Annotated in this window: 16 protein-coding genes; 12 read left to right on the top strand and 4 right to left on the bottom strand. The window is 30.2% G+C overall.

Features of this window, described 5'->3' with window-relative positions; translation table 11 throughout:
• Positions 1-38: 38 nt before the first annotated feature.
• Together ACZ2V4_RS11040 and ACZ2V4_RS11035 are read right to left on the bottom strand one after the other, a co-directional pair.
• A complete protein-coding gene (locus tag ACZ2V4_RS11040; RefSeq protein WP_490514883.1) occupies positions 39-2,312 on the bottom strand; it encodes a VirD4-like conjugal transfer protein, CD1115 family in 2,274 nt (757 codons plus the stop codon).
• Positions 2,313-2,321: 9 nt separating this feature from the next.
• Positions 2,322-4,265: a MobA/MobL family protein gene (locus tag ACZ2V4_RS11035; RefSeq protein ID WP_490514882.1), complete on the bottom strand. Its 1,944-nt coding sequence runs from the start codon at positions 4,263-4,265 to the stop codon at positions 2,322-2,324.
• Positions 4,266-4,454: 189 nt separating this feature from the next.
• On the opposite strand from ACZ2V4_RS11035, the gene ACZ2V4_RS11030 reads away from it, so the two are divergent.
• The 6 genes from ACZ2V4_RS11030 to ACZ2V4_RS11005 all read left to right on the top strand — a co-directional run bounded on the left by ACZ2V4_RS11030 (position 4,455) and on the right by ACZ2V4_RS11005 (position 8,646).
• On the top strand, positions 4,455-4,754 hold the full coding sequence (locus ACZ2V4_RS11030) for a hypothetical protein (RefSeq protein ID WP_490514881.1): 300 nt from the start codon (positions 4,455-4,457) through the stop codon (positions 4,752-4,754).
• Entirely contained in the window at positions 4,744-4,992 is a 249-nt protein-coding gene (locus ACZ2V4_RS11025) for a hypothetical protein (protein WP_490514880.1), read from the top strand. Before ACZ2V4_RS11030 ends, ACZ2V4_RS11025 begins: the two co-directional genes overlap by 11 nt.
• 2 nt (positions 4,993-4,994) lie before the next feature.
• Positions 4,995-6,020: a hypothetical protein gene (locus ACZ2V4_RS11020; protein WP_490514879.1), complete on the top strand. Its 1,026-nt coding sequence runs from the start codon at positions 4,995-4,997 to the stop codon at positions 6,018-6,020.
• A gap of 5 nt (positions 6,021-6,025) precedes the next feature.
• The gene (locus ACZ2V4_RS11015) at positions 6,026-6,997 is read left to right on the top strand and encodes a hypothetical protein (protein ID WP_490514878.1); all 972 of its coding nucleotides are present in this window, start codon (positions 6,026-6,028) and stop codon (positions 6,995-6,997) included.
• 1 nt (position 6,998) lies between these two features.
• Positions 6,999-7,361, top strand: a complete 363-nt coding sequence (locus ACZ2V4_RS11010) for a hypothetical protein (RefSeq protein WP_490514877.1) — start codon at positions 6,999-7,001, stop codon at positions 7,359-7,361.
• A 421-nt stretch (positions 7,362-7,782) separates the two neighbouring features.
• Positions 7,783-8,646, top strand: coding sequence for a hypothetical protein (locus ACZ2V4_RS11005; RefSeq protein ID WP_490514876.1), 864 nt, complete (start codon positions 7,783-7,785; stop codon positions 8,644-8,646).
• A gap of 68 nt (positions 8,647-8,714) precedes the next feature.
• Here the strand turns inward: ACZ2V4_RS11005 and ACZ2V4_RS11000 are convergent, their stop codons facing one another.
• Complete coding sequence (locus ACZ2V4_RS11000; RefSeq protein WP_490514875.1) at positions 8,715-9,017, bottom strand: helix-turn-helix domain-containing protein; 303 nt, start codon at positions 9,015-9,017, stop codon at positions 8,715-8,717.
• Between the two features lie 199 nt (positions 9,018-9,216).
• Positions 9,217-9,408 (bottom strand): hypothetical protein, encoded by a 192-nt coding sequence (locus tag ACZ2V4_RS10995; RefSeq protein ID WP_490514874.1) that lies wholly within the window; start codon positions 9,406-9,408, stop codon positions 9,217-9,219.
• A 164-nt stretch (positions 9,409-9,572) separates the two neighbouring features.
• Here ACZ2V4_RS10995 and ACZ2V4_RS10990 point away from each other — a divergent pair, with 164 nt between their 5' ends.
• The 6 genes from ACZ2V4_RS10990 to ACZ2V4_RS10965 form a co-directional block, all read left to right on the top strand.
• Positions 9,573-9,806: a hypothetical protein gene (locus ACZ2V4_RS10990; protein ID WP_101144895.1), complete on the top strand. Its 234-nt coding sequence runs from the start codon at positions 9,573-9,575 to the stop codon at positions 9,804-9,806.
• Between the two features lie 66 nt (positions 9,807-9,872).
• Positions 9,873-10,886: a TraC-like domain-containing protein gene (locus ACZ2V4_RS10985; RefSeq protein ID WP_490514873.1), complete on the top strand. Its 1,014-nt coding sequence runs from the start codon at positions 9,873-9,875 to the stop codon at positions 10,884-10,886.
• A 15-nt stretch (positions 10,887-10,901) separates the two neighbouring features.
• Positions 10,902-12,812 (top strand): VirB4 family type IV secretion system protein, encoded by a 1,911-nt coding sequence (locus tag ACZ2V4_RS10980; protein WP_490514872.1) that lies wholly within the window; start codon positions 10,902-10,904, stop codon positions 12,810-12,812.
• Positions 12,813-12,820: 8 nt separating this feature from the next.
• Entirely contained in the window at positions 12,821-13,993 is a 1,173-nt protein-coding gene (locus tag ACZ2V4_RS10975) for a lytic transglycosylase domain-containing protein (protein WP_490514871.1), read from the top strand.
• A 74-nt stretch (positions 13,994-14,067) separates the two neighbouring features.
• Positions 14,068-14,526, top strand: a complete 459-nt coding sequence (trsH, locus tag ACZ2V4_RS10970) for a TrsH/TraH family protein (RefSeq protein ID WP_101144921.1) — start codon at positions 14,068-14,070, stop codon at positions 14,524-14,526.
• The coding region (locus ACZ2V4_RS10965; protein WP_490514870.1) for a hypothetical protein at positions 14,519-14,952 on the top strand (434 nt) is incomplete at its 3' end. The genes trsH and ACZ2V4_RS10965, both read left to right, overlap by 8 nt.

Below are 14,952 nucleotides of genomic sequence, written 5' to 3'. Positions count from 1 at the left end.
TTAATAAAGAAGTACCATTTAATAAATGGTACTTTTTTTTATAAATCAATGTCATCTTCCAGTACATTGTCTTTAATTTTATGCTTATCAATAATCTTTTTCTCTGCTCTTTCTATTGCCTGCTGTTGTTCTTCATCAGTCGAGTTATTGAAATCTTCTGCCTCTGTCACTTCGTCTAAATCGTATGCTGTAATTGACAATATATTGTTAATGTCATTGATCCCATTTATCTTTTCTTCATCATTTAAGTTATCAAACGTTTCTTTTATAAGATGACTGTTTTGTTCTTCTTCCATTTTCTTGTTGTACTGTTGATGTGGATCAACAACATGGCCATTATCTGTTTCTTGTTGTTCGTTTTCTTCGGGAATATTGTCTTGCTGTTCTTTATCATTTGATGAGGTAACTTCTATCTCATTTTCAAAGTCGTGAGTTGCTTTTTCTTTTCGCATTTCACTGAATGTCTTTTGTTTTTCTATATCAAATATTATTTCTTCTTTTTCGCTTTCCAGTGGCTCTGTGTAGCCCAACTGTTTTCTCATATTATTGTAATTGACCTTATACCCATCATCCTTACCAAGTGTTAACAGATTAGGATATATATCTGCCTGAAATGCTTTATGTAAAAATAAGGGATCTTGGCCAGCAATTAAAACAATACATTCATGTTTTTTTAATGATCCGATTTCGGCAGGAGTCATTAATGGTCTTTTAATATAATTATCTCCAATTTGACGACTTATATTACCTTTACTTTTTGTCATGTCGTTTTTCTTTTGAGAAATAGTAGTGTCTCCTAAAGTCTCGCTTATCCACTTAGTCGTAACAGTGTCCTTTTTATCAGCTCTTAGTAAAACTGTAGTATCATGATTTCCTAAAATATCTGTCGCTTCATCTTTGCCATACATACTCCTTTTTTCTAGCTGTGCTTTATTTTGAATGATAGTGTGCATTGATAGACCTAATGATCGACAAGTAGCCAATACTCTTGAATAGTTATCAAGTTTACCGATATTCGCAAATTCATCTAGCATAAAAACGACTTTACGTTTCAGCTTATTTGTTTTACTTTTTTGTGCTATTTGATAGTAAATATTTATCATCTGTGAGAAGAATACAGATGTAAGAGGGGCGAACGTGTTATCTTCCATACTTAATTTTACATACAGTATAGATTTTTCTTCTATGAAATCTTCAAAGTTAAAATCACTTTTTCTAGTCATTGCTTTCACTTCTGGCAGCTTGAATAAACTAAATCCATTGTTCAATGTAGATGTTACAGATTTTCTTGTAACATCTGTTAAATCCTTAATGGAGTTTAACAGAGGTTTTGCAGGGTGGTCGATTGAAATTGTATCTACCCACTGTAAGAAAGTATCTTCATCTTGAACATACTTATCGTAAATTTCTACAACTTTTTCTAGGTTAGCTTCATCTTTATCAAATTCAGTTTTTACATACACTATTAAAGCAGAAAGAATATTTGTTGCAGAGTTTTTAAAGAAAGCGCCACTACTATTTTCTCCGCCTTTTTCAAAGTTAGTAATGATTGTGTTCGCAATTTTCTGTGCGTCTAATGGCGTTTCTACATAATATAAAGGATTGTATTTTGATTGCATAAAATCCACAAAGTCAACCTGATAAACTTTGAAGCCTTGATCTCGTTTCAATTGTGCTGTTAGGGCGTGTAGTTCTCCTTTTGGATCGGTAACGATAATAGATTTATTTCTTACATTAATAATATTAGGTAGTACATAGGATTGGGTTTTACCAGCACCTGATGAACCAATAATAACTACATTCTGATTATCAATACTTGTTTCATCGTGCATTATTAATAAGTCTTTTTTATCAGGAACTTTTCCTAGAATAAAACCATTTTCCATTTCAAGATTCTTTTTTAAATTCTTAGTGTAATTACTGTTTTTTTTCTTAGCTAAAACTTTTCCGTCTCTTAATTCATCAGGATTCCCCCATCTAGCTGTACCATGAATACCTATGTCATCAGCTTCACTATAACCTTTTTTAGTAAATAATATTCCCTGCACTAACCAACAAATCGCTAATAATATTACAAAAATAATAATGTATGGGGCGTACCATTCAATGTTTGAAATGCTTTTGAAAACGGGCTCAAATTTGAAATAGTCGTCTTTAAAATTGCTTATGTCAGGCAGAGGATTTTTAAGTCTACCATTTGAAAAGTACATATAATAAAGAGTGAATAATGCCTGTGAAATTACTGTACTGATTAATAGTAATGTTAATATTTTCCACCAAAAACCTTTTTTCATTTTCATATCTTTCATCATTGACCACTCCTATCTATATATTGATTGTTGATTATCTTTTTTCTTTTTCTTCTTCTTCTTACTATTGATATTGCCCTGCATATATTCATTATTAGCATACATAGTTAAGCTGTTAAGAAGATTATTGACTAATCCTTTATGTGAGTTATCAGTTCTATTATGTTCCTGATAAGATTTACTATGATGAACATTCTTATGATCGTTTACATGATTTCTAATTACAGTATCAACTGATTTTATATCATCTTTATTTTCTATACTGTCTATTTTTGCAAGCAACTGTGACTTAGAATAAACATCTAATTCTTCAATTAATTTTGCATGCTGGAGTGGTAAAGTACGTGCAAGTTCATCGTTTATAAATACTTCAATTTCGTTCAGTTCTTCCATCTTACTATCAATAAACATCTTATTAATCAATACATTCTCAATGGCATTTTCAGTGATTTCATTTTGATTATTTTTAATCACTCGATCTGCGAAGAAAATATCCTTACTTGTTTTAAGATATTGGTCACGTTTTTTCAGATTTTCAGGAATGTCAGCGTGATCTCGGAACGCTTTTTCTACATAAGCTGTTTCAATGAAGTTGCCTTTAAGGGCTTCATTTACTATAAATGCTTTTTCATCATTGTTAAACTTCTCAAAGTTTCTAGGATACATAATCTCAACAATTTCATTATTGATACGGATATTGTCAAGATATATAGACTTAGCAGATTGATAGATATTTTGTTGTACTTCTTTCTGTTTATAGATATTTGCTTTCTCATTATTAAGTTCACTGATTTTATTATTAATCTTTTCAATAAAGGTTTCAGGGTTAAATCCATAGTCTTTTACAGACTGTCTATCAGTTTTATATTTGTCAATTAATTCTTCATAATATTGAGTTTTTAGTTCTACTTTTAGAATATCATTATTAATTTTTCTACCGTAAGTTGAGGCTTTATCATGCGTATTATTGATTGTTTCTTTTGCTTCAATATAACCAGTAGAATATTTATATCTGCTATCTAAAGTCGCTTGTGCTTTCGGATCAATATGAATAACACTGTTTGCATATTCAACAGCTTTATTAAATGCATTTTGTCTTTTAGTTTGTTTTTCATCAATGACAACATCATTAATAAGTCCTTTATTATAGTCAGCAATTTCTTTGTTTAATTGACCATAAAAAGTGACAGGTTTATATTCAATTCCTGCTTTTTTACAACGCTTTTGTTCTCTTTTTTCTAAACGATATTCTTCTCTTGAAAGGGGAATATGAGCAATCTCTTTGCGCCCTTGATCTTTAAAACTTCTTGCGTCATATACACGATTACTGTTTTCTCTTTCGGCATAAAAATTTAATTTGTCCGCCCAATTTTTACGTAATGTTTTTATATCTAATTCAGCAAAACGGATTTGTTCTCTTAATCTATTTCCATTTTTATTTAATAATACTTTTCCATTTTCATCATATTTTGTTCTAGTTACTGTTTTATTTCCCCACGTACCATCAGCATTAATAGGACGTATTGTTAGGAGAATATGAGCGTGAGGATTATTAACGTCATCTCTATGAATACTTACATCAGCAATCATTCCTTTACTAACAAATTCATCTTTAACGAAGTCTTTTGTGAGTTCAGTCTGAATATCTCTGTCTATATCATTAGGTAAACTAATTAATACTTCAGTTGCTAATCTAGGTGCTTTTGTCATTGATTTTTTACTTTCTATTCTATCAACTTCATTCCATAAAGTTGATCTGTCTTTAGTCCATTCAGGCGCATGATCAGGAGTTAAAATCATGGATTCAGGTTTAATACTATGCTTTGCAAATTGAATATGTTCTTGTGTTCTTTCACTAAAAAGTTTTTCATCAGCACGATATGAAGCACAAGCAACAATATTTCTTGTCGATCTATTAATATGTTTTACTTCTAATCTGAAATAACCATTAGCCATAATTTTTCCTCCTTTCTCTTAGCCCCTGCAGGAACTAGACGTTTTTGAACTAGCCCAGATTATGCAATTTGAAAAATTGCATGTAACTGGGCAGTACGTTCGTACTGGTACTATTATAACATGATTTGATGACTTATCCAATTGGATATGATACAATTATTTTATAAAAATTATTAAGGAGTGTTTTAAATGGCTAGAAAAATTTCAAATTCAAAATTAAAAAAATTTACAAGTATTGATGAACGAATTGAACAACTAAAAAAGGAGAAAGAAGAAAAACAAAAAGAGCTTGCTCTTAGCATTGGATCTTATTTCTTAGAAAGTTTTGATATTAATTCATTTGAAGATGTAGATGAGATTTATGAAATTTTGGATCAGGCAGTAGAATTAAGCGATAGTAACGTTAAAAAAATTGAAAAATATAAAGAAAAAGATGATGAAGAAAAAATAGAATCAGATTTTGTAAGAGATGATTTAAATGACAGATAATCTTTTAAATGATTTAAAACAAGTACAGGCAAAGATTGAATTAGAAAATCTATCAAAAAATCGTGATGTAAAAAAATATAGAAAAGATAGAGCGCACCGTTTAATTACAAAAGGTGCGCTCTTAGAAAAATACTTTGAATGTGATAATCTTACGATTGAAGAAACAGAAGAATTGTTAAAGATTTTTGCTAATTATGTAAATGCAAATAAACCTAATCAATTTAAAAAGGGTGTGTAGTTATGAAATATTCTAAAACACCATTAGAAAATCATTCATTAGAAAATGATAGCAATTATCTGAAATTAAAATCTGTCGAGTTTGAAAAAAGTCTTATGCAAATAATTAAAAATGATGAAAAAACAAATAGATATGACGATTTTTTAAATGAACTTAGTGAAAAATCTAATCATTTTAAAAAAATATTATATAAAATATTTAATAAAGATTTAGTAGATAAAAGTATAAAAGTTTTTACTGACACTCTTAGCAGCCTTAACTTTAATTCAACTATAATTAAAGAAACATTTCATGACTTAGGTACCATGAATAAACTTGATAATTTTATAGGCAACGTTGAAGAAAAAATTAAATTAATTACAGATAAGTCATCTATTATTAATTTGAATGATTCGGATTCTTTAGAGAAATTAAACAAACAATTAACTACTCTTAATAAATTAGTTACTGAAACTGAAAGTCAAGAAAAACAAAAAAATGATTTAGATAATCTAAGACAAGATTATCTAAAAAATACTTTACTGATTGAAAATCAATCATTTATGAAAATACCGAATATTAATAATTTAGATAATCGACAACTGAAATCTCTCTATAATTTTTCAAAAGACATGCAGATCGCTTTAAAAGAAATCAATAGTAATGATGTTGGAATTAGAAAACTTGAATATCAGAACTATCAAATTATAAATAATATTTTGGATAAACAACCACATTTAAAAGATGAAAGAATTAACGATCAGGTCAAACTTAAAATTAAAGATTTACGATTTGACGATTCAATACTTAAAAAAACAAGCGATGAAAAAATTAAAATATATCATACTTTCAGTAAAAATATTATTGATTCACTACCTAAAGAACAGATGAAAAACATTAATAATTCATTCAAAAAAGAACATAATCACTCTGTGAATTTATATAAAAGTAATAAAGCTAAAAACAATCCTATTTATCAGGGACTTTTCTCTAAAAGTAGTATTCAGGATAAAAGCGATAACCAAAAATCTAAACAGAATGTGAGGTAATATTTATGAATATTTTAGAAGAACAAGAACAGTTACAAACAGCCTTTCGTACTGCAACTTATTTTAATGCAACTGTACTAAAAGAACAGAAAATGCGTGAAAATGAAATCAACAATCTTCTTAATAAGTTACCTGCTGATGAAAAAAATGATTTAACTAAAATAGATTTTAAGAAAAATTATGAAGATAAATCCTTAGAAGAAGTTAAAGAATTATATAAAGAAAAATACTATATGCAAGAAAATTTTTATCTTTATGAGACGGTAAATGGTATAGATGATCAAAATATGAACAAACAATTTACTCATAATAGTATGGAAATTGAGTACATGGAAAAAAACATTCTTAGTGACACCGAAAAAATAGAATTACAGTTAGATGTAAAAGAAGAAATGCTTGATAATGAAAAGCTTGATCGTGAAATCTTAAAACATACTTATAACTACAATAAGAATTTAGAAAGTCACTTTAATGAAAAGCAAGCAGGTAATGATATAACCGAACTCGAACAGGAGTTATACAATAATTTAGTACATAAAAAACTCTTAGAGCAAAACAGTATAGCATTTTCTAATAAAAAAGATTTGCTTACTGAAATAAATAAAGATGATGTGAAGAAGTTAAATAAAAAATTAGAAACCTCAAAAAAAATGGATAAACTCTATTCTAATGATTTAATGTGGAAAGTTGTTGAACAGAAAAGTAAGAACGCCATACACCTTAATAACAGCAATCCTGATGTATCTTTGGACGCTAGAAGTAATACAGATAGCATTAACCTTAGCGCCTCTCAAAATGGCGATATGAGGCTATCAAATAGCAAACAGCAAGTAGAGAGTAGTTATCTTAACTCTTATCGTAATTTAACTAATGTTGAGAAAATCAGAACGACCAATCAACAACAGTTAAGCGAAAAAACCGATGAAAAAAGAGATGATTTAAGAGATAATAAAGAAAACAGAAAATGGGGGAGATAATATGAAACACTTAGTAAAACTCTTACTATTAACAAGTTTAATACTTGTTCTTACTGCCTGCTCTGATAAAGAGGATCAGCTTAAAGGAGAATGGATTTCCACAAGTCCAGAAACAACTAAATTCTTAGGAGAAAGTTTTAAATTTGAAAATGGTAAATTTACCTCTAGTGATTCTTCTACTTTTTTAGTCTATTACGAATATTCAGGATCGAATAAAAATATTATTAAGATTTATGATTCTAAGCCTGAATCCAAATCTTTTGATAGAGATTATCCTGATATTTCAGGCAATTTCAAAATTGACGGAGATAAAGCATATATCGAAACTGCAGAAAATGGAAAAATGACATTTGAAAGAAAATAAAAAAGGAGGCCTGTATATGTTAAATATCAGGCCTCTTTTATAAATATTTATAAAAATTTATATATTTAATTTGAAATTTCCACAATTAAGTATTACAATTTAATTAACTTAATAAGAACGTAAAAAGAACACCCTAGCATTAATAACTGTTAGTAGCAGTCATTAATCGCTTACCGTATGTGCGTACGGCAAACACTTTAAGAATGTTCTTTAACTTTTGTTCTTATGATATTATTTTAACCGATTTATTACAGTAATTCAATAATATCGTTTGACAAAAATTAAACAGATTAGTGTATGTAACACATGTGTTAATAACACGTGAGTTATAATATTAATATCAATCATTCAAAGAGTATAAGCCGATTATTATACGGTTTGTACTCTTTTTTCGTTCCTAAAACGAAAGGATTGATTTATTATGACTTACCTTATCAACTTATCAGAACATAAGGCGTTTGATAGTGTACAGGAAATGAATTACCATGTTAAGCAATTAAGTAAAGAAGTGTCTAAGACTTACTACAATACTTATATGTTTTTAACTCGTTACAGCTGTAAATGTGCAGGCGTATCACATCTTAAAAAGGAAACTATTGCAGGTAAATTAAATCTTTCATTACGTACAGTTAAAAGACATCTAGACTATCTGAAAGCAAATCATTTTATTACTGTTGTTGGTACTTCTCGTATTAAAAGAGGAGGAGATGGTGCAAACATCTATATTATCAATAGTCTTGAACGAAGAAAACAACTTATGGCTCAAAATGACACCCCGCAAATGACACCCCGCAAAGATACTAAAAAAGACGGTAAAAGCCTTTCACAGCAAGCGATGGAGTATGTCAGAATTAAAAAAGAAACTATTTTCTTTAAAGCTATTAAAAAATCTTTTAATGTTACAGAGCGCAAATATAAATCATATTTGAAACGTATGAATAATATCAAAAACTTTAGATCGTGTCCTGAGAATGTCCCTGAATTTATCTATAAATCTAATTCTGCATTTTTCACAGATAAACAGATAAACAGCATATATAACGTTGTATTAGCACAAACAGAAGATTGTAACCTAGATACTGATGAAATTGACGAGATCGCTGTATATACGTTTAAAGCGATTGTTATTGCTATGCGTGACCATGAAAAATATGGTAAAGAACGTATTAGAAATTTATTTGCTTATGTTAGTAAAGTTGCAAGAAGAAAACTGGTTGAGGTTATGGAACGTAAGACGATAGATACATTAGACTTTAGTCTTTTCATGAAACAGGCTAATTTTTAAAAAAGTACAAAAAAATAGAGTAAAAGCTTAGAGCTTTTACTCTAGTGGTCAATGATATTATTATATTATCATTTTTCGTTTGTTTCGTCCTGTTCTTTAGCTTCTACGTTTAATGCTTGCACAGGTCTGCTTAATAATTCGGCTCTATCTATAATATCAGAAAGCTTGACATTATAATATTCAGCTAGTTTCAAGAAGATCAGCAAAGAAGTACTAGGTCTTTTTCCATTCTCTACATCTGATAAGTATGGGGCAGACATTTTTAAATCGTCTGCGACTTCTCGTTGTGTAAGGTCTCTTTCATTTCGGATATTTTTTAGTTGTTGGCAAACTTGATAATAATGACGCTCACTGGTGTACAATATCTGCACCCCCCGTATCTAATTTAACAGTGTATTTAACACTAATATTATACACTTATATTCTTAATTATATGTATGTACTAGTCGTATTACAATATATATATAAACTCATGTTATATAAATTTCGCAAAAACTATAAATATTATGTAATTAAAAATAAAAATTTATGATTATATTATTATTTTTAAAAAAAGATACACATTTATAGTTATAATAAATGTGTATCTTTTTCATTTTCTCTATGTATATATTGAAACACATTATCTCTATATCCCTTTAATATAGCAATAATTAAAGCGTTTCTGTTACTATACTGAGAATTAATACTTTTAAGATAGTCTAAGTCCTCTTTTAATTCTTCTTCAATATTTAAAGATATTTTAGTAATTTTTTTTTTCAATCTAAAACCCCCTTGTAATATATTTGTATATACTATTATAACACCAAATTCCTTTATTATTAATAATTATTTAATAAAAAATATGGATAAATGTAATATTTTTATTTACTCAAAAGGAGATAAATAGTATAATATAGATAACATAATAAAAGGAGGAGAAATCTATGGATCAAATATTTGACCCAATCAGAAACATGGGGAATGATGCAATTAGTGGTTTTATTACATTAATAAGTATCGCTGCAACTTTAGGAATCATTATTTGCGCTTTAGGTGCTACTTTCGGTTCAGAAAAATCAAAAGAAAAATTCAAATCAGCATTTCCATGGATTATAGTCGCTTTTGTAGTCGCTTTGTTGGCTCGTGTAATTGTTACAGCTGTAAGAGGTTACTTCTAAGCGTAATTTAATAACTTAGAAATAGGGCATATGCCCTATTTATTTTTAAAAAAATGAGGTGTTTTGATGGCTAGTAAGAGTTTTGTTGCACAAAAGGATATAGAAGTCGACAAGAATAAATATATTTGGATTATTAGACTTGTTGATTTATATGTTACTACACCTTTCATCATATTAGGATTTATAGGAATGAGATTACTTTACAAGATGGGTATTAATCCTTTCACAGACGGGATTCTATCATTCCTTTATATATTTCCTCTGCTACCAGCAGTAATAGTGTTTCTTGCTTGTACAGTAGAGCATGAAGAATATAAGCGTAAAAACATTAAATTGATGAATTGGGCGACTTACAAATATAAATTTAACAAGCAAAAAAAGGTTTATGAAAAGACGAATAAAAAAATCATAACAAGAGGGGATTTTATGGAGGATATAAGAAGTCAAATCGGCCTATATGATATTTCAGGCGAAAACTATGAAACCTTAGAAGATAAGATAGTTAAAGTTATTGAAGTACAGCCGATAAATGTTACAAGTTTACCGAGACGTGATCAGCAGACGATATATGAAGCATTTGAGAACTTTCTGAAAGACTTACCATCAAAAATACAGCCTATACAGATAATGAATACAACTAAACCTGTGTCACTAAAAGATTACATCACGTATTGTAAAGAAGTTTTTTCTGATAAAGACGATAAATTTGACCGTATGTTTGGAGAAAGCTATATAGATTTAGCAAACTCTATTCAGAAAAATAAAAACATGGTTAGTAAGTCGTTTTATGTTTGTGTTGGTTTATCCAATAAAAACAAGAAGAACTATGACTTATTAGAACTATATACAGAACAGATTGTAGACAAATTGAACAATATGCTGCCTAGCCAATTTTCATTATCTGCTAGAACATTGAATAACGAAGAACTGTTTGACCTGATTCATCAGAAAATTGATTATTCTTCTGCACAAGTTAAGAACGACGATAAAGAGTACCACGATCTTGTTATCTTCGGCTCTAAGGAAACAAAAGAATTTGAGGATTACTGGAATGAACACAATAAAACACACATTCTATAACAGGGGGTTGGAAGTATGAAACTTAAAAATATATTTAAAAAGAAACAGAATGATTCTGATATTAAATTAGAAGATACACTAAGTACAGCGAACAGTAACGTCTTAAACAGAATAGCGCCCGACAGCATACAGATTCATCAGGACTATGTACAGCTTGGCGATAATTATACGAGAACTTATGTGATTACTAACTATCAGAGAAATATTGACGCTGATAGATTGAGAGAACTGTCAGAAATCAACGAAAACATAGATATTAGTTACTATATTGAAGAAATTGAAATGTCTTTAATTCAGAAACAGCTATCTAAATCTATGAGTGAGAACAGAATGAAATTGAATGCACCTAACGTGAAAGACCATCTAAAAGCAGAGGCAGAGGCTCAAATTGAAACAGCTAGAAAACTTTTAGAACAGTTGTCTTACGGACAAACTAAGATGTTTGCTTTTCATACGGTGGTCACTGTTGTTGCTGATAGTCAGCGTGAATTGGATAGACTAAACAACCTAGTACAAACTAGATTATCAGCATTAGGAATTATGATGTACCCTCGCCTGCGCTCAAAAGACGCATTTGACAGTGGGTTGCCTTTTACTAATAACAAAGTAAAGGAATTTACGGAAAGCACCTTTACATCAGAGGCATTAAGTTATTTCTTTCCTTTCCACGAAAATGAAATCAACCATACGAACGGTATTATAAATGGACGAAACAGAAGTACAGGAAACATTGTAAAAGTTGATCCTGATATTCTATTAAATAAACATAAGTTCGTTGTTGGTATTTCGGGATCTGGGAAATCAACTTTATTATTTGCTGATATGATGAGACTTAAATCTTTCGGACATAAAATAATGACAATCGATCCTAAAGGGGAGTTTGGCCGACCTTACGAAGCGAGAGGCGGTAAATGGTTTAAATTCTCTAATAAACCTAATTCAAACATACTGAATATGTTTGATGTACCCAATCAATCTTTCAAAGTAGATGACACTGGCGAATATACAGAGCGCATTAACCCATTACGAGACCATATTATAACGCTAATGGTTTCTTTCAGATTAATGTATCCGAACATGACACTCGAAGCTAAAAACGATTTACAAGATGTATTAATTGAACTTTATAGAAAAAAAGGAATGGATTTAGATAATGAAGATTTAGATTACTCACAATTTACTGCTAAAGACTATCCTATATTATCGGATTTAGCTGATTTAATTGATTCTTATGAAACAAGTGAAAGTGAAGCTGATAAAGAGAAATATAAATCACTGTATCTGTTCAGAAAAGCGCTAGAGGGTTATGTGAACGGTATATATAAGCATATCCTTAATGGTCATACCAATGTAGAGATTACTCATGAAAACAATGACCTCGTAGCTTTTGATGTGTCAGAAGTTACAGAGAATGACGAGATTAACAATATAGTTTATTTCAATGTCCTGAATTACATTAAAAAAATCATATTAAATGGCGATGGAACGCCTACACAAGTATACGTAGATGAAGCACACTATATCGCTAATCCTGATGTACCTTTAGCGATGAAAAGTCTGTTTATTATGATGAAAGTGTTCAGATCAATGAACACTGGTGTTACTTCAGCAACTCAATCTATTACTGACTTCTTATCAGCAGAGGAAAAAAACAGAAATTATGGCGAGGCTGTTATCGATCAATCTGTACAGCGTGTTTTCTTGCCTATGCAGGAAAAAGAGGTAGAAGAAGTAAATCAACGCTTAAATCTGAAATTAAGTGAAGATGACATTGAGTTCTTAAAAGTGAGAAGTGGCGAAAAAACTGATGAGGCAGGAAAAGGATTTTACTATGTGGGATCGAAGAAAATTAAGATTGAAATTGTTCTGACTGAATTAGAAAAAGCCATATGGATTGATAAAAACTATGAATTATTAAATATGTAGGTGATGTAATGGATTCACAAAGACAAGTAGGTAGGTTAGGACGTATAGCCATTTTTCATTACTTAGGTATTTTTGGATCGTTTCTTCTGATTTTATTTCTAGGAATAACTGTATTGCTAGGCAATATGCTCGAATCACAAAAGGAAAAAGAGGATAAAGAAAAAGCTTCGCAAAATATTTCAGGTTACACAATAAATGGTGGAGTGATAAATAATCCGCGTTCAAATTATAAAGATAATGAGTTACCTAAAGAATTTAAAATTCTTTATGAGAATATAGCCAAAAAATATGGTATTGACTGGCAACTTTTAGCAGCAATTCATAGAGTAGAAACAGGATTCAGTAGTAATGTAGCTGTTTCTTCTGCAGGGGCAGTAGGACATACCCAGTTCATGAAATGCACGTGGGCAGGGTGGGGCTACACTGGTTGTATGGGGGGACTTGGCAACGCCAATATTCCTGAAAATATATATACCGATCCAAAGATGATTGCTAAGTATAACGGCGAGGGAGTGGACGGAAATGGCAACGGTAAAGCTAATCCATTAGAGATTTCTGATTCTTTGAGCGCAACAGCAAAAAAATTAGAAAAAGATGGTGCAAATTCTAATCCTGAAAAAGCAGTCATCACATATAATCACTCACAAGATTATGTGAATGATGTAATGCGCCATTATAATGCCTATAAATCTAATGCAGTTTGGGTAGTAGCAGGCATTAAAAACGTTAGTGATTTAGGCAAACAATCAAGTAGAGCATATGACAATGGAAAAGGATTTAAGCTAGACGGGTCACTGCCAAAAATACTTAGTCCAAAATCCTATGAATATCAGCCAACATACCCATGGGGGCAGTGTACTTGGTATGTTCATCAAAGAAGAAAACAAATAGGTAAAGATGTTGGATTAATGATGGGCAATGGTGGAGATTGGGACACAAATGCTAGAGCGCAAGGCTTTGCAGTAGGTAAAGTACCAAAAGTTGGTGCTGCGGTCTCAATGCCTCATGGTTCGTTTGGTAGCACATTGACATATGGTCATATTGCTTTTGTTGAAAAAGTTAATTCAGATGGTAGCTTTATTGTCTCTGAATCTAACGTTAAAGGATTAGGTGTAATCAGTTTCAGAAGCTTTACAAAAGGAGAAGGGAATCAGATGGATTTCATATATGACAAGAAATAAAGATAGTGTTATAATGTTAATAACACAAATGTTATTAACACTTGTGTTATTAACATAAAATAAGGAGTGGTGTTATGAAGAAAATATTGGTATCTGCTTCACTTGTACTTATGATCGCAGGGTGCAGTAATCAGGATAAAGAAGAACAGCATAAACCTGTTGACACGTCGAAGATGATTGAAGATGTATCGAAACAAGCATTAGAAATGACTTATAGTAATGACGAAATTCAGGCACAAACTAATTATAATGACGTATTTACTCAAAGTTTGAGGAATAAATTTGAACAGCAAAATCAAAGTTACAATAAATCTCCTATAAAAAAAGAAATTGAAAATATTGATATATATATCAATGCTAGCAACGATGTTATGTACTCCTTAAAATTGAGTGAAATTAATGACAGCAGTAAAAACGTTGATATTACTGAACGATATGGAAAGATAAAGATTGATACAGAAGATAAAAAAATAAAGGTAGATAGAATGGAAGAAGTAGGCTTTAATTTTTCAGGTGGTGGAAATCATGAATAAACGACTGAAATTATATGTAGTTACAGGTCTTTCAATATTAGTCTTAGGGCTTGTAGCCATCATGTTATTTTTTAATCCTTTCGACAGTAGAAATGATGTCAATGATTCCACTATAAAATCTGATAGTAATAGTGTAGTTAAAGATAATAAACAATATAGCAACAACCAAATTGAAAAAGCAAATCAAAGAGATTCAATGTTCTTAGAACTTGAAAAAGCCATGAATAAGTATGTAACTGGTATTTATGCTCCTACTACTCAAAAAGAATATGATGAAGCACTAGGTATGAGAAGTACCAACGATATAAAATCATTTGAAAAAAGCGCTAAAAAATTAATTGATGATGATACAAGAGAAGTTACAGATACTAATTTTGATTTTCAGTTGGTAGATAACAAAACAGTATCAGGTAACTATGAATTTGA

It is taken from the genome of Macrococcus sp. CoH-51_TC_04 (genome assembly GCF_058188655.1).
This window is presented reverse-complemented; position numbering and strand designations above follow the sequence as displayed.